The organism is Cytobacillus purgationiresistens (assembly GCF_030813235.1).
GTDB lineage: Bacteria > Bacillota > Bacilli > Bacillales > Cytobacillaceae > Cytobacillus > Cytobacillus purgationiresistens.
This window is the reverse complement of the sequence record NZ_JAUSUB010000017.1, coordinates 36,228-59,100: the sequence shown is the minus strand read 5'-3', so window position 1 is coordinate 59,100 and position 22,873 is coordinate 36,228. Positions and strand designations below refer to the sequence as shown.

Genomic DNA, 22,873 nt, shown 5'->3' with positions numbered 1-22,873 from the left:
TTTTCGATTTTGCCTATTAGAACGTATAAGTCCAAAACCGCTCATTATTTATACGCGCCATGACTTGAGGTTCGCTGTTTTGCAACTGCTCCTCCATCTCTTTCACCATCAGTTGTGTTTGTGAAATATGCGCCTTGATTGTAGCAATCTTTATATCAGCGACTGTGCTAACATCATGCACAGTATCCGCTTGTCCAATTTCTTCCTCACAGTTATTGGAGAAAGCGACACAATGGACCTTTGGACGTTGTTCAGCAGGCATATTTTCAACCGCTTTAATCACTGCTGCACCTGTAGCATCATGGTCTGGGTGAACTGCGTAGCCTGGATAGAACGTGATGATCAATGAAGGATTTAATTCATCAATTAATTCACTCATGTGATTTGCCAAAGCTGTTTCTTGCTCAAATTCAACGGTTTTATCGCGATAGCCAAGCATTCTTAAATCCTTGATACCAATGACATTCGCTGCATCTTGCAATTCTTTTCTACGTATATATGGAAGAGACTCGCGGGTAGCAAATGGCGGATTCCCCATATTCCTTCCCATTTCACCAAGTGTGAGGCAAGCATAAGTCACAGGCGTTCCATTTTTAATATGTAAAGCAAGTGTTCCTGACACACCAAACGCTTCATCGTCAGGATGTGGGAAAACAACCAGAACTTGTCTTTCCTTTTCCATCGTTTATTCCTCCCTTCAACAGGTTATTCAAAAGGTGTTTCACTAATTTCCAAAGCAACAGCAAGCTTACCATTGAAGTCATGTCCTGCTAAAAGCAGTCTGTTTTGGCTATCGACCTCAAAATGTGTAATGCCTTCAGCATAAACCCAGCCGATTGTCGTCTTCAATCCGATTCGAAAAGGACCATCTCCTGCAATTTTGCTATGCTCAAATTTTAAATGGGCGTTTCTAATATAAGCGCCTGAAGAGAAAAAAGTTTCATCAAAATGGGAAGCATAGGCTCCATTTGTTGTTTCCAAATGGATATACACATCTTTGTTTGTTAATTTGGTTAGTTCCTTTTGAACTTGTTCTTTTACTACTAGTTCCATTTCATATGCCTCCCTTCAAAAATCACCATGTATATAATTTGTCTGAATGAAATTGTCTTATACTGCGATACTACATTTCAATATTACTAAAAAAAATCGGTAAAAGCTAAAAAGGCGCATCCCTAAATAGAATAAACAGGTACGGAAAGCGTTTTTCTATCCAAAGAAAAACGCAACCTTACACAAAGAAGTCTAAAGTTGCGTTCATTCATATCAAGCTGTGCCCTAGGATGCTCAGCTATAGTGATTTATTGCTCTAATTTTACACGGTCTGTACCAAACGTGCGGTAAGCGCCATGCATAGTAGGACCAACATATTCATTTAGCTTGAATCCGTGAGCTATCGCTGCAGTGATAAAATCCTTAGCCGTGTGAACGGCATCTATTACAGATTGTCCTTTTGCAAGCTCTGCCGTTATCGCTGAAGAATAGGTACAGCCCGCTCCATGAATATATGTTGAATCGATTAGTTCAGCTTCAAGGAATGTAAACTCTTTTCCATCATAAAGGAGGTCAATCGCCTTTTCGTGCTTCAGCTTGCTGCCGCCTTTAATTAAGACATATTTTGGACCAAGGGCATGAATTTTAACTGCAGCTTCCTTCATATCCTCAATCGTTTTAATGGGCTTTGTCTGTGCTAATTGTGATGCTTCAAATAGATTGGGTGTCACAACAGTTGCAAGTGGTACGAGCACTTCTCTTAATGCATCAGCTGTTTCAGGGTGAAGCACTTCATCTTCACCTTTGCAAACCATAACAGGATCGATAACTGCTTGTTTGATCTGGCTTTCTTTAATTGTCCTAGCAGCTGTTTCGATGATTTCTACAGAACCAAGCATGCCCGTTTTCATTGCATCTACTCCAACAGAAAGGATGGTCTCGATCTGTGCCTCGAGGGTATTAATTGCAATTGGGAAAACATTATGGTGCCAATTATTTTTTGGATCCATGGTTACAATCGTAGTTAAAGCTGACATCCCATATACACCAAGCTCTTGAAATGTTTTAAGATCAGCTTGAATTCCTGCTCCGCCGCTCGTATCTGATCCGGCGATTGTTAAGACTTTTTTCATAGTCATCTGTCGTTTCCTCCCTGGAGTGATAGATTGAAGATAGGCTTATCTTCATCATTATAACAATAATCTTTCAAATGTATATGGTTGAGTATAAAGGTACAAAAAGCCATTTCCTATTAATATAAAAGGCAACCTTAAATTTTATTAATAATCGGGTTATTTTTATCTATGCGCTCGTAAAACATGATACCGTTTAAATGATCGATCTCATGCTGCATCAATATCGATCCATATCCTTTAAAAGAGAGAATGATCTGTTCTCCTTCTTCATTATAAGCCTTCACTTTTATTTTTTCATATCGCGGCACTTGACCAAATATCTCTCGATTGACAGACAAGCAGCCTTCTCCTTCAGGCAGACAAATAATATTTGTTGAATGACTGTAGATTTTAGGGTTAATGAGCTTATATTCATATACTTCCCCCTTTTCATCTTCATACCGTGCGGCAAACATTCGTTTTGCTATGCCAATTTGGTTGGCTGACAGTCCTGTACCTGCTCGAAGTTTATATTTTCGGGCAATCTCTGGATCCTGGCTATTGCGCAAATACGCCATCATGCATTCTAAATCAATTTGATCCTGCTCAGTAAAAGGCAATGTCATATCGTCTAACTTAGTATGCAAAATCTCATGGTTTTCTGGAACGAAATCTTTCATCGTTACAATATAGTCTTTCTGAAAATTATTCATAGATAAAAACCTCTTCTATATTTTTATTTAAAACTTTTGAAATTTTAAATGCAAGCGCCAATGTTGGGTCATACTTATCGTTTTCAATACAGTTGATTGTTTGACGGGCAACACCACAAAGTTCTGCAAGTTTATTTTGAGTTAAATTTAGCTGTTTTCGTATCTGCTTTATATGATTTTGCAAAGGAATGTCCTCCTATGTCAAAAATATTGGACATGATTAATCTAGCAAAAACAGTTCCATATGTCCAATTATTTGGACATGCTAATCGCTGGAAATAGTTGATAAACAATAGAAAAAACGATTTAATAGAAGAATATCAGTCAAGAAACAGGTGAAATGGAGTTATGAAAGCAACAAGCATTATCCTTGCTGGCGGAAAGTCAAGCAGAATGGGTACGAATAAAGCATTGTTGACCATTGACGGTGAAACAGTCATTGAAAAAATTGCAAAAGCATTAAAATCAATCACCACGGAAATGATCGTTGTGACTAATTCTCCTGCGCAATTTCGGTTTTTAGAAGAAGAGTTAGTTACAGACCGTTTTAAAGAAAGCGGGCCACTCGCAGGCATTGAAGCGGGTTTAAATGCATCATCAACAGAAAAGAATTTAATCGTAGCCTGTGATATGCCATTTATTTCTCCGCGTTTAGGAGAATGCTTACTTAAACAGCTGGATTCATACGATGCCGCTGTACCAAAAATCGATGATCATTTGCATCCATTGTTTGCTGCTTATCGAAGAGAAATACGGGAAGAGGCAGAGTTGGCACTCCGAGCAAATGAGCTGAAAATAAAATGGTTTCTTGAGAAAATAAATACGAGAATCTTAAACGAAAATGAACTGCAGCAATTAGGCTTCTCTAATGAAGACTTCGCTTTATACAATATGAATCATCCTCATGAGTTTGCAAAGGCGCGAGAATTATCCTCACAAAAAGACGATGGAAGAGGATAGGATGATAAAATAGAACAACAATTTCGGGGTGATGGAATGAAATTTGAAATCGCAAAAGAACCAATTAATATACAAAGTGTCATAGATCAAGTCATTCAACGTGAAGCGGGAGCGATTACAACGTTTATTGGAACGGTTCGTGAATTAACACATGGCAAGAAAACTTTATATCTTGTTTACGAAGCGTATGAAAGCATGGCAGTAAAGAAACTTGAACAAATCGGAACAGAGATTCAGGAGCGCTGGAGCGGTGCGGATGTGGCAATTACCCACCGGGTAGGGAAACTAGATATAACAGATGTTGCTGTTGTGATTGCTGTATCCACACCACATCGTGCGGATGCGTATGAGGCGAATCGATATGCAATTGAAAGAATTAAAGAAATCGTTCCCATTTGGAAAAAGGAACAATGGGAAGATGGTCAGGAATGGATTGGCAACCAGCTCGAAACGGTAGCTTATCCAAAGGGAGAACCGGAGGCGAAGGATCTAGATGAATAAACTATTATTTTTTGCACATTTGAAGGATGAAGCAGGTAAAGAATCGATCACAATCGATGCGGCAGGAAAAAACGTCGCTGAGTTAAAAGCATTCGTAGCTGAACAGCATGGCATGACAAAGCTCGACAGCGCGATGACGGCCATTAATGAAGAATTTGCTGAAGACAGTGACATCATTCAAGAGGGAGACACCATTGCCTTTATTCCACCAGTAAGCGGAGGATGAATGATTACTAGGTGAACGGAGGTGTGATGATGACAGAAAGATATTCCAGACAAACTTTATTTCCTCCTATTGGTCAAGCAGGCCAGGAAAAAATCGGCATGAAGCATGTGCTGATGATTGGTGCCGGCGCATTAGGATCTGGGAACGCAGAGGTGATGGTAAGAGCAGGAGTGGGCAAGCTAACCATCGTGGATCGTGATTATATAGAGGAAAGCAATCTGCAAAGACAGCAGCTTTATACCGAAGAAGATGTATATGAAAAGCTTCCAAAGGCAGCTGCGGCTGAAAAAAGATTGCGGGCTATTAATTCTAATGTAACCATTAGAGCGGTCATTGCTGATGCCACACCGGATCTATTAGATGAACTTGTTCAAGATGTGGATTTAATCCTCGATTCGACCGACAATTTTGAAACTAGAATGGCAATTAATGATATATCACAAAAGCATCATATCCCTTGGATCTATGGCGCCTGTGTCGGTAGCTTTGGAATGAGCTTAACCATTATTCCAGGCAAAACACCCTGTCTTCACTGCTTGTTAAAAAAGATACCGATTCAGGGTATGACCTGTGATACTGGTGGAATCATTGCACCCGCTGTTCAAATGGTAATCGCGCATCAAGCAGCGGAAGCTTTGAAAATATTAGTCGAGGATTGGGATGCAGTCCGCACCACATTTACTAGTTTTGATTTATGGAGAAATCAATATACTAATATAAAGATAACTAAGGCGAAGGATGAGGGCTGCTTATCTTGTGGCGAGGCACGCACGTACCCATTCCTCCAAAATGAAAATTTAATGAAAACAACTGTTTTATGTGGAAGGGATACCGTTCAGGTTAGACCGCCAACCAAGCAAAACTTGGATTTATCTCATTTATCTAAGCAGATGCAGTTGTTAGGGTATCCAATGAAAGGAAATCCATATTTATTATCTGTCGATATGGAGTCCCAGCGCATTGTTATTTTCAATGACGGCAGAGCGCTTATTCATGGCACAAAGGACTTGGCACAGGCAAAAGCAATCTATAATCGGTTGCTGGGATAAACCAATAAGTAGGCAGTCACCGCGATATGAGCAGTGGCTGTCTATTTTTTTAGGAAAGTAAAGCACTTTTTTAGTTGATTGGTCAAAATAAAAGAACAAATCTACAGAATGATTGTTTTTGTCTACGAATACGACCATAGTGGAAAAATTTCAGATTATTTTATATCATTCTGAAATGAATTCCCATATAATACACTTAATTGTTGTAAGGAAAGGTGAATACCTATGGATGTAGTGGACAAAAAGATTTTGGACCTATTGACGACTAATGGAAGGCTCTCTTATGTTGATATTGGCAAGGAACTGGGCTTATCCCGTGTAGCTGTGCGAGAGAGGGTTGCTAGATTAGTTGAAGATGGTGTGATTGAACAGTTTACTGTTGTCATCAATAGCAGTAAAGCAGGCAAGGAAGTATCGGCATTCTTTGAAATTGACTGTGAACCAAGCTCATTAGTAAAGGTTGCAGAGGGATTGGCGGAAAATCCAAGTGTAGCCAGTTGTTATCAAATGACAGGCCCCTCTACACTCCATACGCATGTGCTAGTAGATAACTTTGAAGCATTGGAAAGGTTTATCAATGAGGAGCTGCATGCTTTTGATGGGATTACTCGTGTCGAAAGCCATATCCTTCTGCGTCGATTTAAAAGCAGACGCGGACTGAAATTATAAGTAGAAAAAGGTTGATCTAAGACTGACGCCAAGACAGTAGAAATATTTTACTGTCTCGACGTCAGTCTTTTTATTTTTGGAAAAAGTGGGATTTTTACCTAATTATTCGTATTTCGAATTGGTATGAAAGCGTTTTAAACACGAATAAACAAAAAATAACAATTACTCCTTAAAAGATTTACAAATTGATATGATTTTACTGATTTAGTAAACAAAAGGAAACTTAAAATAAATAATCTTTAAAAAAGTGAAAATAAATGTAGTATTTTGTTTTTTTATGTTCTATAATCATTTTTAAACAATTTGAAACATTTTGTAATCAAAACAACATAATTGATTAACAAATGATTAAGAGGGAGGTAGTTAGAATGATAGGTATGATTGTCAGAAGATTTTTTCAGTTGATATTCCTTCTATTTGGAATTTCCTTTCTTGTCTTTTCATCGATGTATATGGCGCCTGGTGATCCTGCATCCATGATTGGCGGACCAACTGCATCTGAATCAGATATAGAAGCAATCAAAGAGAATCTAGGACTTAATGATCCATTTTTGACACAGTATGCTAGATATGTGGGCGGTGTCGTATAAGGTGATTTAGGATACTCCTATCAAACGCGTCAATCTGTGTCTGAAGCGATTGCCGTTCGGCTCCCCAATACAATGAAGCTTGCGATTGCGAGTATGATTATCGCCATCGTGATTGGGATACTGGCAGGACTCATTTCAGCACTTAAGCACAATACTTGGCTGGACGTTGGTTCAACGACCATTGCATTAGCTGGTATATCCATTCCGAACTTTTGGCTTGGCGCAGTGCTCATCTTAGTTTTTGCTGTTAATCTCCAATGGCTGCCGGTAAGTGGTCTTGACGCCCCATGGTATACAATCGATGGCATGAAAGAATTGGTTCTGCCAGCGATAACATTAGGAACTGGATCAGCTGCAATGATAGCCAGGATGACAAGGTCATCCATGTTAGAGGTTGTAAGAGCAGATTATGTTCGGACAGCGAGAGCGAAGGGTGTAAAGGAAAGCAGCGTCATTTGGATTCACACATTAAAAAATGCCATGATTCCGGTTTTAACAGTTATCGGAGTGAACTTCGGGGCTTTACTGGGCGGAACCATCATTACTGAAAAGGTATTTGCGATTAATGGTGTAGGCAGATTAATGATCGATGCGATTGCGGCACGTGATTTTCCAATGGTACAAGGATCAGTTTTACTTGTAGCCACACTGTTTGTGCTCGTCAATTTAATTGTTGATATTGTTTATACCTATGTAGATCCAAGGATTAAATACCAATAGGAGAGGAGGAATATGGATGGCGGAGACAGTGCCTTTAGTAAGCAGTCAAATGCCGAAAAAGAAGAAGAAACAGCATGAATTTATCATAACGGCGAAAAAGCTTCTTAAGAATAAGTTAGCGGTCATCGGGTTAATAATTATCATCATTCAAATTGGAATGGCCCTGTTTGCACCGATGATTACTGTTCATGATCCGGTGAAGCAAAATTTAGCTTCAAGCGAACTCCCAGTATTGAGTGAAGGCCACTGGCTGGGAACAGATAATTATGGCAGAGATGTTTGGAGCAGAATCGTACATGGTTCACGAATTTCACTCATTGTAGGTATAGTCGCTGTCAGCTTAGGATTAATAGGAGGCGTTACACTGGGGCTCCTTGGCGGATATTATAAGAAACTTGATGGCATCATCATGAGGATAGTAGATCTATTGTTCTCTTTCCCAGGAATATTACTAGCTATGCTGATTATCGCAGTACTTGGAACAAGCTTGATCAATGTAGCTATAGCAATCAGTATATGGTCGATTCCGTCTTGTGCCAGGATTGTTCGAGGCTCCGTTCTTTCTATTAAAGAAAAGGAGTACATCATGGCGATGAAATCGCTTGGCGCATCTGATTTTAGGATTATGGTCAAGCATATCTTGCCAAACTGCTTTGCACCCATCATCGTGTTTGCAACGATGAGAATGGCAACAGCCATCCTTTCTACTGCTTCATTAAGCTATCTCGGGCTAGGCGCACAGCCGCCAACACCTGAATGGGGCGCAATGATTTCTCAAGGACAAGCGTTTATGTGGAGCTCTCCGCATTTAACTATTATTCCAGGAATTGCGATTATGCTAACTGTATTTGCCTTTAATGTGGTTGGTGATGGGCTAAGAGACGCCATTGATCCAAATATGGATATCTAATAATCAAGGGGCAAACTTTTATAAAAAAATTTAGGGGGAACAAACATGAAAAAGAAATTACTTGTATTCATATCGATTATTGCCTTTTTATTTCTGGCTGCCTGTTCCAATGATTCTGCTTCAGGCGGGGAAAGTACAGACAATAAGGAAGGGATCGATAGCTTCACATATGCATCCCTTACAGATGCAGTTGGTCTATCACCAATCTTGACTAATGATAGTGCTTCAGCGAATGTAACAGACCATGTGTATGAAAAATTATTTGAAAGAAATGCAGAAACAATGGAAATTGAACCTAAATTAGCCGAGTCATATGAGAACCCGGAGGAAAACACTTGGGTAATTAAACTAAAAGAAGGCATCAAGTTCCATGATGGTACAGATTTTAATGCAGAAGCAGTAAAATACACATTTGATAAATTGCGTGATCCAGCTACAGCTGCCCCACGTGCGTCTTTAATGGAACCCGTTGATACAATTACTGTCATCGACGATTACACAGTCGAAATTAAGACGAAATATCCGTATGGACCATTCCTTGCTTCTTTATCTCACTCAAACGCGGCAATTGTTAGCCCTGAGGCTGATAAAGCTGGTGATATCAACAAAGAACCTGTTGGTACAGGTCCATTTAAATTTGTCAGTTGGGTACCTGGTGACCAAGTCGTATTAGAATCCAACTCTGACTATCATGATGGTGAGCCTGAGATTAAAAAGATGATTTTTAAAGTAGTACCAGAAATTTCAACTGCGATCTCGATGCTCCAAGCAGGAGAAGTACAATTTATCGATAAGCTGCCAACAGAACAATTAAGCAGGGTGGAAAGCTTGAAAAATGTGGCGGTAGAGAAAGTGGATGGCACACCGCAATACTACTTCACAGTCAACCACAGCAAAGAAGAATTGCAAGATCCTGAATTAAAAGAAGCGCTTGCCAGCGCAATTGATAGAGATGCATTTATTTCAAAAATGAACGGTTTAGGTATTAGAAGCGATAGTGTTATTGGACCAAAGGTATTTGGTTATGATGAGTCTGCGGACAAGGCAGGAACACCGTTTGATGTAGAAAGAGCCAAAGAATTAGTGAAGAAAAATGGGTATGATAAACAACCGCTTACGCTATTAACACCAAATAGAAACAACTATATATTGATGGCTGAGGTTGTTCAAGCCCAGTTAACAGATGCTGGATTTAACGTGAAAATTGAATCAATGGAATGGGCGTCATTCTTAGATACAGCCAGAGATGGAAACTATGATATTACCTTCTTAAGCTGGTCCAATCTGACTGCAGATGGCTCTGAGCTATTCTATCCCAACTTCCACAGCGATAATGTTGGATCATCTAACCGTGCACAATACAGCAATCCTGAGTTTGATAAATTAGTAGAAGAATCCAGAACAACAACAGACCAAGAGAAACGCTTGGAAATTCTTGACCAAGCTAACAAATTAATGATGGATGATAACGCGGTTGTTGTGATGTACCATGATGTCGTAACGGCTGCACTTGAAAGCTCATATGAAGGGTTAATATTAGAGCCGACAGGCAAATGGAATGTATCAAAAGTAACAAGAAAGTAGGGTGAATTATGGGAGAGACATTACTGGAGGTCAAAAACATAGTGACTGAATTTCGGACAGCAGACGGGCAATTGCCTGCTGTCCGTGATGTCTCCTTTTCATTAAAGAAAGGGGAAACATTATGTATCGTTGGTGAATCAGGCTGTGGTAAAAGTATTACTTCTCTCTCAGTTATTGGCCTATTACCTAGCAACGGGAAAATTGCGAGCGGAGAAGTACGCTATCAAGGTGAACCTATTCATCAATACTCACCAGAACAAATGAGGAAAATCAGAGGGAATAAAATATCAATGATTTTTCAAGAGCCCATGACTGCCTTGAACCCGGTGCTAACCATTGGATTCCAGTTGCGGGAACCCCTTATGCTTCATCTAAAGCTTTCGAAGAATGAAGCAACGAAAAAGGGAATTGAACTTTTGAAACAAGTAGGTATACCATATCCTGAGAAAAGAATGAATCAATACCCTCATGAATTAAGCGGAGGGATGAGACAGCGGGTAATGATTGCTATTGCACTCTCATGCAACCCTGGTTTACTTATTGCTGACGAACCAACAACCGCACTCGATGTAACCATTCAAGCACAAATACTGGATTTGATTAATGATCTAAAGCATGATTTTCATATGGGTGTTATAATGGTCACTCATGATATGGGCGTTGTTGCAGAGGTAGCGGACAGGGTAATGGTTATGTACGCTGGTAAAAAGGTGGAAGAAGGAACGGTGGAGGAGATTTTTAATCATCCCAAGCACCCTTATACGATTGGTCTCTTGAACTCAGTGCCAAATGTAGATGATCCAGACTTTGTACTAGAAGCGATACCGGGCTCATTACCAAGCTTACACGCAAAAATAATCGGTTGTAGATTCCAAGATAGATGTCAGTTTGCTAGCGAAAAGTGCAGAAGTCAAGAACCACCTGAGTTTCACATATCTAATACCCATACAGCGAGCTGTTGGTTAGAAAGTGAGGGGGATTCCAATGGCAGCAGCCTTAACTTCTAAAAAGATAAATCAAGGGAAGATCCTTCTCGAACTTAATGGTATAAAAAAATATTATCCTATAAGAGGCGGCGTTCTTCAAAGAGTGCAGGGGAATGTCAAAGCCGTGGAGAATGTTTCCTTACAGTTATATGAGGGAGAAAGTTTAGGTGTCGTTGGTGAATCTGGCTGTGGCAAATCAACATTAGGAAAAGCCATATTAGGCTTGGAAGAATTAACTGATGGTAAAATCACCTTTAAAGATACAGAAATCCAAAGCTTAAAAAGAAGAGAAAAACTTAAATTTGTGAAAGAAATGCAAATGATTTTCCAAGATCCATTTGCTTCACTTAATCCAAGGCAACGAATTGGACATGCGTTGGAAGAAGTGTTCACCATGCACACTAATATGTCTTCGAGTGAGAAAAAGAAGGCAGTTATTGATTTATTGGAAGAGGTTGGATTGAAGGAAGAACACTTTGAGCGCTATCCCCATGAATTCAGTGGAGGGCAAAGGCAGAGGATTGGAATTGCCCGAGCAATTGCGCTAAACCCTTCATTTATCATCTGTGATGAAGCAGTATCGGCTTTAGATGTGTCTGTTCAGGCACAAGTATTAAAACTTTTAAAAACCATCCAGGAGAAATATCAATTATCTTACCTTTTTATTTCTCATGATTTAGGTGTGGTTCGTTATTTCTGCGATCGCGTGTTAGTTATGTATTTAGGACATACAGTGGAGCTTGGAAGCGTTGAAGATTTATTCAATCAGCCATTGCATCCTTATACGCAAGCGTTATTATCTGCTATTCCGCGTCCAACCGTCCAAAAGAACCGGAAGCGAATTCGTTTGCAAGGAGACTTACCAAACCCTGCAGATCCTCCAAGTGGATGTCCTTTTCATACTAGATGTCCCATTGCCCAAGATATTTGCAAACAAGATAAGCCAGCTTGGAAAGAGCATGAATCCAATCATTTTGCTGCTTGTCACTTTGCGGGCCAATCAATTATATGATTTCCTGGAACCCTCCTACAATGTAGGGGGAGTCTTGTTTTTTTAAAATGTGAACGCGTTCTTTTCTATTAATCTAGTTTTTGGAGCCTGCTTGTTTGAGAGCATTTAAAGCGTTTTATACATGTCGCTCTTGACCAAGCCACCTTCACATTTTATTTAGTCTAGTTGCGGTGGTTAGGAGCTCGAGGTCTTATGCTTGTCGCTCCTGAGCAAGCCACCTTCACATTTCAATTAATCTAGTTCCAGAGCCTAGCCCCTCGAGGTCATAAGCCACAATGGAATTGAAGGAAAAACCACCTTCATTTCCATTGCGTCTAATGCTTGTCGGGGCTGACCAAGGCTCTTCCACTTTTTAATTAAATCTAGTTGCGGTGGCTAGGAGCTCGAGGTCTTAAGCCAAGGCCTCCCAAAAAGGTAAAAATCGACCTTTCTGTGAGCCTCGTCTTAAGCTTGTCGCTCCTGAGCAAGCCACCTTCACATTTCAATTAATCTAGTTCCAGAGCCTAGCCCCTCGAGGTCATAAGGCACAATGGAATTGAAGGAAAAACCACCTTCATTTCCATTGCGTCTTATGCTTGTCGGGGCTGACCAAGGCTCTTCCACTTTTTAATTAGGAGGAATTTTTTTGGATTTTTTAAATCACCCTTTTCAATCAAAGAGACATACGGTATTTGCTAAGAAAGGTATGGTAGCGACGTCACAGCCGCTTGCTGCACAGGCTGGGCTTGAAATTTTGCAAAAAGGCGGAAACGCTATTGATGCGGCGATTGCGACTGCAGCCGCTTTGACGGTAGTTGAACCAACTTCTAATGGAATTGGCGGCGATGCCTTTGCACTAGTGTGGGTGAAGGATCAGCTTCATGGTCTAAATGCCTCAGGACCAGCACCGGAATCCATTTCTGCACAGGCAGTCAAGGACTTAGGATTTGAGAAAATGCCTGTACACGGCACGATTCCAGTTACCGTCCCAGGTGTCCCATCTGCATGGGCAGCACTATCTGAAAGATTCGGACGTTTATCCCTAGCTGAAGCATTAAAGCCTGCCATTCGTTATGCGGAGGAAGGATATCCACTTACACCAATTCTGGGCAAGTTCTGGAAGAAGGCGTATGAAAAATTTAAACAGGACTTTACCACTGAAGAGTATCAGGCATGGTTTGATACCTTTGCTCCAGATGGGAGAGCCCCTGAAATCGGAGAGGTATGGAAGTCCCCGGGCCACGCCAGCACGCTAAAATCGATCGGGGAAACGAATGCTCGTTCTTTCTATGAAGGTGAGTTAGCAGATCAGATTGATAGCTTTATGAAGAAACATAAAGGTTATTTAACGAAGAATGATTTAAGTAAATATCAGCCGGAATGGGTGACGCCGATTTCCACTAATTATAAAGGGTATGATGTATGGGAAATCCCGCCTAATGGTCAAGGTATGGTAGCGCTTATGGCATTGAATGTTTTTGAAAAAATGTCTAAGCCAGCATGGCAATCAGCAGAAACGCTCCATGAACAAATCGAATCTATGAAACTAGCATTTACAGATGGCCAAGCGTTTATCACAGAGCCGGATGAGATGCCAATTTCAGCTGAAGAATTGCTTTCTGAAGCATATGCGGCTAAGCGAAGCGGGGTCATCACTGATATGGCATCAGATCCGCAGCCATATGAATTGCCTAAAGGCGGAACCGTGTATTTAGCTGCAGCAGATGAGGAAGGAAATATGATTTCCTATATTCAAAGTAATTATATGGGCTTTGGTTCTGGTATCGTTATTCCTGGGACAGGCATTGGTCTACAAAACAGGGGTCATGATTTTTCGCTGGATGAGTCACATCCCAATGTCCTTAAACCAGGAAAAAGAACATACCATACGATTATCCCAGGCTTTTTAACAAAGGATGGTCAAGCGGTAGGACCATTTGGAGTAATGGGCGGCTATATGCAGCCGCAAGGTCATTTTCAAGTGGTTACGAATACAGTCGATTATTTACTGAATCCTCAAGCCGCACTAGATATGCCAAGGTGGCAGTGGATGAAGGGGAAATCCGTTCATGTGGAACCTGAATTCCCGAATTATTTAGTGCAGGCACTCGTACGCAAAGGACATGATATTCATGTAACAGCGGATGGAGGAAGCTTCGGGCGTGGGCAAATTATATGGAGGAATCCAGACAGCGGTGTATTAATCGGCGGAACTGAATCCCGTACTGATGGAGCGATTGCTGCTTGGTAGATTCATCGGCAAAGGAAAAGCAAAAAGAATCTTCGAGCCCAAGTCCACGCCCGGGCTTACGAATACAGATAGATCTTATGTTTGCTTTTTTCAGAGTGGGCATGCTTGGGTTTGGCGGAGGACCATCTGCCATCCCCCTTTTCCAACAAGAAGCAGTGAAAAAGTATAAATGGATGACCGAGGAAGAATTTGCTGATACGTTAGCTTTAGCCAATACAATGCCAGGTCCAATCGCGACAAAGATGGCAGGGTATATCGGTTATCGCGTAGGTGGTATCATGGGTTGCTTGAATGCGTTAATTTCTTCTGTGGTACCCACTGCGTTATTAATGATTTTCTTATTGCAGATTCTTCAAGCATATAAAGATATTCCATGGGTTCAGCATATGTCAGCTTCAGTTGTACCTGTTGTTGCGGTCATGCTTGCAACAATGACATGGGAGTTTTTCAAAAAGTCCGGAGATACACTCGGATGGAAAAAAGCAATCTACCTCATTCTGGCATTATACTTATTAACCGAATGGGTAAATGTACATCCAGGTATTCTGATATTTGTTCTCATTGTTTTTGTTTTCCTTCCATTTAAGAAAAAGAAGGAGGCAAAGCAATGATTTATTGGCAGATATTTCTAGCGTTCTTTATCCCTGGAATTCTCGGATATGGCGGGGGGCCGTCATCTATTCCGCTAATTGAAAATGAAGTGGTAGGCACTTATGGCTGGATGACTACGCAGGAATTCAGTGAAGTGCTCGCAGCCGGAAATTCATTGCCTGGTCCGATTGCAACGAAGTTGGCTGCTTATATTGGCTTTGTAGAAGGTGGGGTTCTAGGCGGTTTTATCGCTTTATTTGCTACAATAGCTCCATCTATTATATTAATGCTATTGTTAATGGCCATTTTGCTTAAGCATAAGGATAAGCCACAAGTAAAGAATATTTCAAAAATTGTTAGACCGGTTATTGCCGTACTATTAGCCGTTATGACATATCAATTTGCCAAAGACTCTATTATTTCACTAGGAACAATATACACGATTCTCATGATTATTGGCAGTTATATCTTATTAGAGAAGGTGAAGCTTCACCCTGCTTTTGTTATTGTCATTGCTTTAGCGGTCGGAGCGATTACGGGTCTTTATATTTATTGAAAAAAAGCAGGTAGCCGCTAAGCTACCTGCTTCAGAGTGTCGACAAAAGTAAAAATAAGCACACTTCAGTGGATTTGGAGAAGCGTCCGCTCGACGATCGCCCTGTGGAAAGCTTCGGAATATCCCCTACCACTCTTTATTGAACATTTAAATCAGCTTGTCTACAAGCAAAAAGCAGGTAGCCGTTAAGCTACCTGCTTTTTAATATAAATGGAGAAGCAATTGTCCTCCTATTATGGATTAGACCAATTATCTTGCGCTAGATCCCACGATGACTAATTTACCTAGGTCAAGCACTTCTTCGTATTTCTCAGCTTCCAAGTCAGTCAATCCGAGAGATGCCATTTTTGTACGGAGTTCATCTCCGCGAGATTTGAACACATTGCCAATACTATCAAAAATACCTTGTTCTTTTACACCTACATCATTTGTATCTGTTGCGTCAGTTAAGTTTTCAGAGCGATCTTTATCATGAGCGAATAAATAGATATCATTTTTAGCAAATCCTTGATTTTCGAGAGAGTTGATTGTGCTGATAGCTTGTACTCCATTTTCAACGACTTCTATTTTATACATAATTAACATCCTCCTCTTTTATGAAGATGACAACGTTTGATGTTGTCTTCTTGCTTGCTTAATATATATCCTCCTCACAATTTTTTAAACATAGGCTGAAAAAAATAGATTGATTCATAGAGTCCTTGCTTTATGAAACGGGATTACTTATCATTAAGTAAATATTTAGAATTTTCATTAGGAAAAGGAGGGGAAGTCATTTTAAAGTACTTCACTCTTATCTGGATGGTTTATGCTTGTTCTTTTCTATTTGTTTCTACTACTTTTGCCGAAGTGAATGTATATAAAGTTGCTGGGGAATTGGCCTTTCCTCCATTTTCTTATATGAATCAAGAAGAAGAATTAACAGGTATCAGCATTGAATTAATGGAACGGATTGCCGAGGAGACAGGTATGGAGTTCGAATTTATCCCAATGGACCTTCGTGATGCAGAAGAGGCATTAAAACGAGGAGAGATTGATGCGATAGCGGGTATGACTTATAGCGTGGATAAGGACCGGGACTTTGACTTTTCTACCCCCTATTTTACTATGTCAGACTCGTTAGTTATTCCAAAGGACCAAGCCAGGAAAATCGGCGGTATAGAAGATTTAAGGGGTTCACATATCGTCTTGCAGGATCAGACGACTGGATTGAATACATTAATGAATTTAAGAAATACGAATTTTACGTTAGTAGCGAACCAATATAACGGACTTTTAATGCTTTTAAATAAGCGAGCAGATGTATTTGTTGGGAATAAATGGACATCTGCTTTTTTCTTGAATAAATATCATCTTGAAAATCAGTATGTCATTCATGATATTGTATTGGACCCTGCAGATTATGCCATTGCTGTGAAGGAAGGTAATGAATCTTTAAGAAGTATTCTAGATAAAACGATAACAGATTTGAAAGCGAAAGGTGAAATCACTCATTTAATTGAAAAAAGAGTGAAGCCGGGAAATGAAGCAGAAATTGCTCGGCTCGAACATTTCATTACGCTGCTCTTTATTTTTTTATGCATAGGAGCCTTCGTCTTAATCATTATTTATTTGTGGAATAAACGATTAAAGGCAGCAGTTGATGAACAAACAAAGGATCTGATTCTGTTAAATGCGGATCTGAGACAGCAGCGGCAAAGAACAGCAGATAGTAATGCATTTAAAGATCAAATCTTAAATAATATAGATACTGGCATTGTGACTTTTGATTTGCACTTCTCAATTACAAGCTGTAATAGCCGGGCATTAAATATTCTCGAATTATCTTCCGTTTCTGCCTACAATCTTCAGCAATCACCAATATTTATGAAGATCGTTCAAGATGACAACTTTAAATCGGACGAAGAGGATATCTTTCGTTTCTTAGATATTACTCATCAAGGAAAACGAAAGATTATCTATTATTCTCTTAATAAAATGTATAATTCTCTGGAAAACCAAGCTGGTTATCTGCTAACGATGAATGACGAAACAGAAAAAAAGAAATTGGAGCAAAAGCTGATTACGCAAGAAAAGCTCCGTGCGCTAGGTCAGCTAGTTGCTGGAGTCGCACATGAAATTAGGAACCCGTTAACATCCATTAAGACTTTTGTTGATCTCATTCCAAGAAAGTATAATCAGCCGGCATTCCAAGAAATGCTTATGAAGCATTTACCAGCTGAAGTGGACAGGCTAGGTGGGATTGTCACGGATTTGATCGATTATGCACGTCCAGGTCAACCTAATATACAGCCTTGCAGCGCAGAAGAATTAACATCCTTGCTTACCTTTCTTCAAGTAACCATGAATGAGAATAATATTAATTTTGAAGAAGAATTGGGAGAGAATCTCGTTTTTTACATCGACCCTCAGCAGTTAAGACAAGTATTACTAAATCTCTTATTCAATGCCATTCATGCAGTGGAACAAGAGGAAGATAAAAAGATTAGAATGGTGATGGAAAAGGAAAGTGATTGCTCCGCAAAAATTCAGATCATAGATAACGGGCAAGGCATGAATCAAGAGGAGCTAAACCATATTTTTGATCCATTTTATACAACGAAGGATAAAGGTGTCGGATTAGGATTAACGCTTTCATATAATCTAGTCAAAGAAAATGGCGGGGATATATTTGTAAGCAGCATACCTCTAAAGGGAACGACATTTACAATTGTGCTGCCTATCTATCAAGAGGAGGAAACGCGGAATGAAATCCAAAATTCTAGTCATTGATGATGAAGAAGCGATTTGCGCATCGATCAGCTTTGCCTTTGAAGACGAGTATAAGATGTTTACAACAACGGATCCAAATAGGGGTCTAGAGATCATCAAGGAAAAGAAAATTGATATTATTCTCCTTGACCTTAGGATTGGACGGAAGAATGGACTAGACGTGTTACAGGCGATAAAGGAGAGGGATCCATCGATAACGGTCATCATTATGACAGCTTATGCCTCGATAGAAACATCCATTGAAGCGATTAAGAAGGGAGCTTACTATTATATAGAAAAACCAATTAATATCGAGAAGCTTTCACTGCTTTTATTAAGGGCCACTCAATTTAAGCAGATGTCAAGCAAGCTTGAAAAGCTAGAGAATAACCAGCAGCATAATCGTAATTTTTTAGGTAATAGCAAAGCAATGATGACAGTATTTACGATGATTGATCGGATTAAAAACATTGATTCCAGCATCCTTATTACGGGTGAAAGTGGGACAGGCAAAGAGCTTGTAGCAAAACAAATTCATTTTACAGGCAAGCGAAAGGACGGACCATTAGAAATCGTAAATTGTGCGGCTATCCCTGAGACGTTGCTTGAGTCCGAATTATTTGGTTATGAAAAAGGTGCTTTCACAGGAGCCACTCAAGCAAAGGAGGGCAAATGTGTAGCTGCAAATGGAGGAACCTTATTTCTTGATGAAATCAGCGAGATGCCTCTTCCCCTTCAGGCGAAGTTATTGCGCGTAATTCAGGAGCGCGAAGTGACGCCTCTAGGATCTAATAAGAAAAAAACACTAGATATTCGCATCATCAGTGCCGCTAATAAAAATATCGAAAAAATGGTTCAGCAAGGGAAATTTCGTGAAGATTTATATTTTCGGTTAAACGTCATCCCCATAAAAATGCCGCCCTTACGAGATCGGAAAGAAGATTTACCTCTGCTAATCGATTATTTCATGAAAAAATATTGCAAAGAAATGGATAGAAAGAAGAAATCAATATCTTCAAGTGCAAGGAATATTTTACTAGACTATGATTATCCGGGAAATGTTCGGGAATTAGGTAATATGATTGAATATGCAGTAGCCCTTTCCATTGACGAAGTAATAGATGATAAAGACTTACCGCAATTTGTCCAAGATCCTATTCGCAGTAAAGCTAGGGGAGAAGATGAGGAAACCATTCATTTGCCAGTTGGTCTATCTATGAAGGAAGTCGAAAAAAGAGTGATCGCTGAAACTTTAAAATATTGTAATGAGCATCGGCAAAAAACAGCGCAAACGTTAAAAATATCAGAGAGAAGTCTTCGAGATAAGATAAAAATGTATGAGATTTAGATTGAAAAACCGGCAAATTTTGCTGATAGATTCGGCAAAAATTTCCGGTTTTTAATTTATATTAATACAAATAAAATGAAAGCGTATACAAGATTAAATAATCTGAATAATTGGCACGGAAATTGCAAGTTTAATAGATAGGAAGGGAGGTCTGTATTTGAAAGCGGGAACAGTTTTTAGTATTTGGTTCCTTTTCATCCTGTTATTGGCCGGCTGTGAGAACGACAATGTGAAACTAGGCTCCTCTAATGAGGCTAATACTGCACCTTCATTAGCGATGTCGATTGAGAAGCCTACATTGATGGTTGCAACAGGGGATATGTCAGGAGTTTATTTCCCACTTGGTCAGGCACTCGCGGGGATTTTAGAAAAATATAACGGTATAGCGACAGGCACCCGCGTAACAAATGCGTCCATTCAAAATGCCCATTTAGTAAGTGCAAAACAGGCTGAATTAGGCATATGTACGGTAGATGTTCTCTCATTACCCGAAATAAAAAAGGACAACTTAAGGGCATTAACCGGACTTTATTCTAATTATATTCAAATCGTAACAACTGACAGTAGCATTCAATCGATAGAAGACCTGAGCGGGAAGCGAGTGAGCCTTGGAACAGAGGGAAGCGGTACAAAGCTAACTGCTGAAAGAATCGTGCAAGCGGCAAACCTGACGAAAGATGAAATGGATATTTCTTATTTGTCCTTTACACAGTCAGCCGCTGGTTTACGAAATGGCACCATTGATGCGGCCTTCTTTTCATCGGGGTTACCAAATCCTGTGATCGAGGACATGATGAAAGACATGAATGTGACGCTCGTTGCGATACCGGAAAAAATTGTCGGCCAAATGCAGACTGAATATGGAGTCTATCAGTCAGAGGAAATAAGCGCAGAGACATATGACACTTTGGAAGAAAGGATTCCGACATTATCAGTAAAGAATGTTCTGCTTACACATGCAGATATACCTGACAGTGAAGCATACAATATGCTTCAAACGATTTATCAACATTTAGGAGAATGGCAAGAGGTGCATCCAGCTGCACGTTTCATTTCTCAAGGTGAAGCGATGGAAGGTGTCCCAATTGAATTTCATTCCGGTGCAAAAAAATACTTTAAAGAGGTTGGGGGAAAGTAAAATGAAAAAAGCAATAACAGTTATTTCTATTATGTTGTTATTAATGTTAACCGCATGTGGTGCGCCTACACCGCAAAAGGCGGGGGAAACTGCAAGTACAGATAAAAAGGAAGATGTAAAAACACTTACGGTTGCAGGAAATGGCGGGGTAATTGAGAGAACCATTCGCGACGTGATTGCGCCAAAATATAAAGAAAAAACAGGAGTAACCATCAACTATGTACCAGGGCTATCTGGTGAAATACTCTCTAAAGTGGAGTTGCAGAAAAGTGCACCGCAAATTGATGTTGCTTTCTTTGTACCCACAGATGTATTTAGAGCAGCAGATAAGGAATTAACAGAAACAGTTGATGAATCCAATGTACCTAACATGAAAAGTGTAAAAACTGATTTTATCGCTGTTGAAGGTGCTGGAGCTCCTGTATTTGGGCTTGCAATTGCGCCTGCTTATAATACAGAAGCATTTGAAAAGAATGGCTGGGCGATCAAATCATGGAATGACCTTGTCTCTGAAAAGTATAACGGCAGAACAGCTTTCGTTGATATCACAAATGATTGGGGCTTTAATACTTTAAATGCACTTGCAATGGCTAATGGCGGCGGAACAGATAATGTTGACCCAGGTATGGAAAAGGCGAAGGAACTCGCTGGTTATTCCACTACGTTTTATAAAAACTCAACTCAAGTCATGCCAGCTATCCAACAAGGTGCGGCAGATATAACGGTTATGGGAAGCTATGTTATTGGAGAGCTTGCACTTTCAGGCATTCCGATTAAAATGGCTGTACCAGAAGAAGGGATTCCATTGCAGTCGTTCAGTGCCACTCTTGTGAAAAATACACCTAAGGAAGAAGCAGCATTGGAGTTTATTGATTATTTAATCAGTGATGAAGCACAGGAATTAGTAGCAGAGCAAGGATTTTATCCGGTTGCTGAAGGGCTTGAACTGCCTGAGAAATATCAGGAGTCAATTGGATTAAAAGAATCTGATGCGACATTCAAGCCAGATGTTCCAAAATTTGCAGAAGTTCGTGCAGAATGGTCTGATCGCTGGAATAAAGAGGTTGTACCTGAAATCGGAAAATTACTTAAATAAAGGGAGGACATACAGCTATGAATACAATGGTCAGTGATGTTGAGATTAAAGGTGCAACGAAGCAATTCGGCGGGAACATTGTCCTCGATGGCATAGATTTAGAAGTAAGACAAGGTGAGCTATTAACATTGCTTGGACCTTCAGGCTGCGGTAAATCCACTACTCTAAATTTAATTGCCGGCTTTCTTGAAGCGGATCAAGGAGATGTGTTTATTAAAGGGAAAAAGGTAACAAAGGTACCGCCATATAAACGAGATTTAGGAATGGTTTTTCAAACGTATTCTTTATTTCCCCATATGACAGTCTATGAAAATCTCAATTTTGGACTGAAGTTAAGAAAAATACCGAAAGCTGAACAAAAAAAGAAAATTGACCGTGTGTTAGCACTTGTAAAATTGTCTGGTCTTGAGCATCGTTATCCGCGGGAATTATCAGGAGGCCAGCGTCAGCGTGTTGCGATTGCACGTGCGCTGGTTGTGGAACCGGAATTACTGCTTTTAGATGAACCGCTTTCCAATCTAGATGCGAAGCTGCGTCATGAACTAAGATTGGAAATTAAGAGGCTGCAAAAGGAAATTGGCGTTACGACCATTTTTGTGACACATGATCAGGAAGAGGCGCTTTCACTCTCAGATCGTGTCGTTGTTATGAATGCAGGTAAAATTGAACAAATCAGTACACCAACCTCCATTTATAAGCACCCTAACACAGAATTTGTTTTTCAGTTTATTGGAAAATCCAATTCTTTTGAAGGGGTAGTAGCTGATATTGGTCAACAAAAGGTTTCTGTACAAGCTGGAGAAGAAATGATTGCGGTTGATGTTGCTAATATCATTGGTGAAGATAAGAACCTAGCCATTGGGGATGAAGTAAAGCTCTATATTCGTCCAGAGAACATCCATATTTCTTCTACAAAGGAGACGTCAACTTCGTTAGAGCTTCACCCGGCGAAGATTACACAAATGAATTACCTTGGTACTTCATGGGAAATTGATGTGTCAATCATTGGGAAGTCGGTGCAAGTGCTAACGAATGCATATGACTCATCATGGCAATATGGAAGTGAGGTGTTTGTAGGATGGAGCCCGTCAGATCTCATGCTGATCAAGAAACAAGTCCAAAGATAACGACTGAA

At 40.0% G+C, this 22,873-nt stretch carries 23 protein-coding genes and 1 pseudogene; 18 read left to right on the top strand and 6 right to left on the bottom strand.

Going from position 1 to position 22,873, the window contains the following annotated elements:
* Window positions 1–16 precede the first annotated feature (16 nt).
* From bshB2 to J2S17_RS17850, 5 genes are all read right to left on the bottom strand, one after another.
* Window positions 17–682, bottom strand: a complete 666-nt coding sequence (gene bshB2 / locus J2S17_RS17870; protein WP_307477132.1) for a bacillithiol biosynthesis deacetylase BshB2 — start codon at window positions 680–682, stop codon at window positions 17–19.
* 23 nt (window positions 683–705) lie between these two features.
* A complete protein-coding gene (locus J2S17_RS17865) occupies window positions 706–1,053 on the bottom strand; it encodes a YojF family protein (protein WP_307477131.1) in 348 nt (115 codons plus the stop codon).
* 248 nt (window positions 1,054–1,301) lie between these two features.
* Window positions 1,302–2,132, bottom strand: coding sequence for a pyridoxine/pyridoxal/pyridoxamine kinase (gene pdxK / locus J2S17_RS17860; protein ID WP_307477130.1), 831 nt, complete (start codon window positions 2,130–2,132; stop codon window positions 1,302–1,304).
* Window positions 2,133–2,263: 131 nt separating this feature from the next.
* Window positions 2,264–2,821: a peptide deformylase gene (gene def / locus J2S17_RS17855; RefSeq protein ID WP_307477129.1), complete on the bottom strand. Its 558-nt coding sequence runs from the start codon at window positions 2,819–2,821 to the stop codon at window positions 2,264–2,266.
* Entirely contained in the window at window positions 2,814–3,005 is a 192-nt protein-coding gene (locus J2S17_RS17850; protein WP_307477128.1) for a helix-turn-helix transcriptional regulator, read from the bottom strand. Before J2S17_RS17850 ends, def begins: the two co-directional genes overlap by 8 nt.
* Window positions 3,006–3,169: 164 nt before the next feature.
* Here J2S17_RS17850 and mobA point away from each other — a divergent pair, with 164 nt between their 5' ends.
* From mobA to J2S17_RS17785, 13 genes and pseudogenes are all read left to right on the top strand, one after another.
* The gene (gene mobA / locus J2S17_RS17845; RefSeq protein ID WP_307477127.1) at window positions 3,170–3,781 is read left to right on the top strand and encodes a molybdenum cofactor guanylyltransferase; all 612 of its coding nucleotides are present in this window, start codon (window positions 3,170–3,172) and stop codon (window positions 3,779–3,781) included.
* A 36-nt stretch (window positions 3,782–3,817) separates the two neighbouring features.
* A complete protein-coding gene (locus J2S17_RS17840; RefSeq protein ID WP_307477126.1) occupies window positions 3,818–4,282 on the top strand; it encodes a molybdenum cofactor biosynthesis protein MoaE in 465 nt (154 codons plus the stop codon).
* On the top strand, window positions 4,275–4,508 hold the full coding sequence (gene moaD / locus J2S17_RS17835) for a molybdopterin converting factor subunit 1 (protein WP_307477125.1): 234 nt from the start codon (window positions 4,275–4,277) through the stop codon (window positions 4,506–4,508). Before J2S17_RS17840 ends, moaD begins: the two co-directional genes overlap by 8 nt.
* Window positions 4,509–4,537: 29 nt before the next feature.
* On the top strand, window positions 4,538–5,557 hold the full coding sequence (locus tag J2S17_RS17830; RefSeq protein ID WP_307477124.1) for a thiazole biosynthesis adenylyltransferase ThiF: 1,020 nt from the start codon (window positions 4,538–4,540) through the stop codon (window positions 5,555–5,557).
* Between the two features lie 225 nt (window positions 5,558–5,782).
* Entirely contained in the window at window positions 5,783–6,226 is a 444-nt protein-coding gene (locus tag J2S17_RS17825) for an Lrp/AsnC family transcriptional regulator (RefSeq protein ID WP_370875061.1), read from the top strand.
* A 368-nt stretch (window positions 6,227–6,594) separates the two neighbouring features.
* Window positions 6,595–7,536 (top strand): annotated as a pseudogene (gene nikB / locus J2S17_RS17820) (nickel ABC transporter permease).
* Between the two features lie 49 nt (window positions 7,537–7,585).
* Window positions 7,586–8,446 carry an ABC transporter permease gene (locus J2S17_RS17815; protein WP_370875065.1) on the top strand — a complete coding sequence of 287 codons (861 nt, stop codon included), beginning with the start codon at window positions 7,586–7,588 and terminating at the stop codon, window positions 8,444–8,446.
* 45 nt (window positions 8,447–8,491) lie between these two features.
* Entirely contained in the window at window positions 8,492–10,030 is a 1,539-nt protein-coding gene (locus J2S17_RS17810; protein WP_307477122.1) for an ABC transporter substrate-binding protein, read from the top strand.
* A gap of 8 nt (window positions 10,031–10,038) precedes the next feature.
* On the top strand, window positions 10,039–11,037 hold the full coding sequence (locus tag J2S17_RS17805) for an ABC transporter ATP-binding protein (protein WP_307477121.1): 999 nt from the start codon (window positions 10,039–10,041) through the stop codon (window positions 11,035–11,037).
* Complete coding sequence (locus tag J2S17_RS17800) at window positions 11,015–12,028, top strand: ABC transporter ATP-binding protein (RefSeq protein WP_307477120.1); 1,014 nt, start codon at window positions 11,015–11,017, stop codon at window positions 12,026–12,028. The genes J2S17_RS17805 and J2S17_RS17800 overlap by 23 nt, the downstream gene beginning before the upstream one ends.
* Before the next feature lie 625 nt (window positions 12,029–12,653).
* Complete coding sequence (locus J2S17_RS17795) at window positions 12,654–14,258, top strand: gamma-glutamyltransferase family protein (protein ID WP_307477119.1); 1,605 nt, start codon at window positions 12,654–12,656, stop codon at window positions 14,256–14,258.
* A gap of 77 nt (window positions 14,259–14,335) precedes the next feature.
* Window positions 14,336–14,869, top strand: a complete 534-nt coding sequence (locus tag J2S17_RS17790; protein WP_307477194.1) for a chromate transporter — start codon at window positions 14,336–14,338, stop codon at window positions 14,867–14,869.
* Complete coding sequence (locus J2S17_RS17785) at window positions 14,866–15,405, top strand: chromate transporter (RefSeq protein WP_307477118.1); 540 nt, start codon at window positions 14,866–14,868, stop codon at window positions 15,403–15,405. Before J2S17_RS17790 ends, J2S17_RS17785 begins: the two co-directional genes overlap by 4 nt.
* Window positions 15,406–15,654: 249 nt before the next feature.
* Here J2S17_RS17785 and J2S17_RS17780 read toward each other — a convergent pair whose 3' ends face one another.
* A complete protein-coding gene (locus J2S17_RS17780) occupies window positions 15,655–15,981 on the bottom strand; it encodes a YflT domain-containing protein (RefSeq protein ID WP_307477117.1) in 327 nt (108 codons plus the stop codon).
* A 132-nt stretch (window positions 15,982–16,113) separates the two neighbouring features.
* Between J2S17_RS17780 and J2S17_RS17775 the strand changes: the two genes are divergently transcribed.
* From J2S17_RS17775 to J2S17_RS17755, 5 genes are all read left to right on the top strand, one after another.
* A complete protein-coding gene (locus J2S17_RS17775; protein ID WP_307477116.1) occupies window positions 16,114–18,177 on the top strand; it encodes a transporter substrate-binding domain-containing protein in 2,064 nt (687 codons plus the stop codon).
* Window positions 18,152–19,504: a sigma-54-dependent transcriptional regulator gene (locus J2S17_RS17770; protein ID WP_307477115.1), complete on the top strand. Its 1,353-nt coding sequence runs from the start codon at window positions 18,152–18,154 to the stop codon at window positions 19,502–19,504. The genes J2S17_RS17775 and J2S17_RS17770 overlap by 26 nt, the downstream gene beginning before the upstream one ends.
* Before the next feature lie 157 nt (window positions 19,505–19,661).
* Window positions 19,662–20,642 (top strand): TAXI family TRAP transporter solute-binding subunit, encoded by a 981-nt coding sequence (locus J2S17_RS17765; RefSeq protein ID WP_307477114.1) that lies wholly within the window; start codon window positions 19,662–19,664, stop codon window positions 20,640–20,642.
* 1 nt (window position 20,643) lies between these two features.
* Window positions 20,644–21,738, top strand: coding sequence for an ABC transporter substrate-binding protein (locus J2S17_RS17760; protein ID WP_307477113.1), 1,095 nt, complete (start codon window positions 20,644–20,646; stop codon window positions 21,736–21,738).
* 17 nt (window positions 21,739–21,755) lie between these two features.
* Complete coding sequence (locus J2S17_RS17755) at window positions 21,756–22,865, top strand: ABC transporter ATP-binding protein (protein ID WP_307477112.1); 1,110 nt, start codon at window positions 21,756–21,758, stop codon at window positions 22,863–22,865.
* Window positions 22,866–22,873 lie beyond the last annotated feature (8 nt).

Coding starts and splice junctions, on each gene's coding strand:
- bshB2 (WP_307477132.1), bottom strand. CDS start 682: ATGGAAAAGGAAAGACAAGTTCTGGTTGTTTTCCCACATCCTGACGAT.
- J2S17_RS17865 (WP_307477131.1), bottom strand. CDS start 1,053: ATGGAACTAGTAGTAAAAGAACAAGTTCAAAAGGAACTAACCAAATTA.
- pdxK (WP_307477130.1), bottom strand. CDS start 2,132: ATGACTATGAAAAAAGTCTTAACAATCGCCGGATCAGATACGAGCGGC.
- def (WP_307477129.1), bottom strand. CDS start 2,821: ATGAATAATTTTCAGAAAGACTATATTGTAACGATGAAAGATTTCGTT.
- mobA (WP_307477127.1), top strand. CDS start 3,170: ATGAAAGCAACAAGCATTATCCTTGCTGGCGGAAAGTCAAGCAGAATG.
- J2S17_RS17840 (WP_307477126.1), top strand. CDS start 3,818: ATGAAATTTGAAATCGCAAAAGAACCAATTAATATACAAAGTGTCATA.
- moaD (WP_307477125.1), top strand. CDS start 4,275: ATGAATAAACTATTATTTTTTGCACATTTGAAGGATGAAGCAGGTAAA.
- J2S17_RS17830 (WP_307477124.1), top strand. CDS start 4,538: ATGACAGAAAGATATTCCAGACAAACTTTATTTCCTCCTATTGGTCAA.
- J2S17_RS17825 (WP_370875061.1), top strand. CDS start 5,783: ATGGATGTAGTGGACAAAAAGATTTTGGACCTATTGACGACTAATGGA.
- J2S17_RS17815 (WP_370875065.1), top strand. CDS start 7,586: ATGCCGAAAAAGAAGAAGAAACAGCATGAATTTATCATAACGGCGAAA.
- J2S17_RS17810 (WP_307477122.1), top strand. CDS start 8,492: ATGAAAAAGAAATTACTTGTATTCATATCGATTATTGCCTTTTTATTT.
- J2S17_RS17805 (WP_307477121.1), top strand. CDS start 10,039: ATGGGAGAGACATTACTGGAGGTCAAAAACATAGTGACTGAATTTCGG.
- J2S17_RS17800 (WP_307477120.1), top strand. CDS start 11,015: ATGGCAGCAGCCTTAACTTCTAAAAAGATAAATCAAGGGAAGATCCTT.
- J2S17_RS17790 (WP_307477194.1), top strand. CDS start 14,336: ATGTTTGCTTTTTTCAGAGTGGGCATGCTTGGGTTTGGCGGAGGACCA.
- J2S17_RS17785 (WP_307477118.1), top strand. CDS start 14,866: ATGATTTATTGGCAGATATTTCTAGCGTTCTTTATCCCTGGAATTCTC.
- J2S17_RS17780 (WP_307477117.1), bottom strand. CDS start 15,981: ATGTATAAAATAGAAGTCGTTGAAAATGGAGTACAAGCTATCAGCACA.
- J2S17_RS17775 (WP_307477116.1), top strand. CDS start 16,114: ATGAAACGGGATTACTTATCATTAAGTAAATATTTAGAATTTTCATTA.
- J2S17_RS17770 (WP_307477115.1), top strand. CDS start 18,152: ATGAAATCCAAAATTCTAGTCATTGATGATGAAGAAGCGATTTGCGCA.
- J2S17_RS17760 (WP_307477113.1), top strand. CDS start 20,644: ATGAAAAAAGCAATAACAGTTATTTCTATTATGTTGTTATTAATGTTA.
- J2S17_RS17755 (WP_307477112.1), top strand. CDS start 21,756: ATGAATACAATGGTCAGTGATGTTGAGATTAAAGGTGCAACGAAGCAA.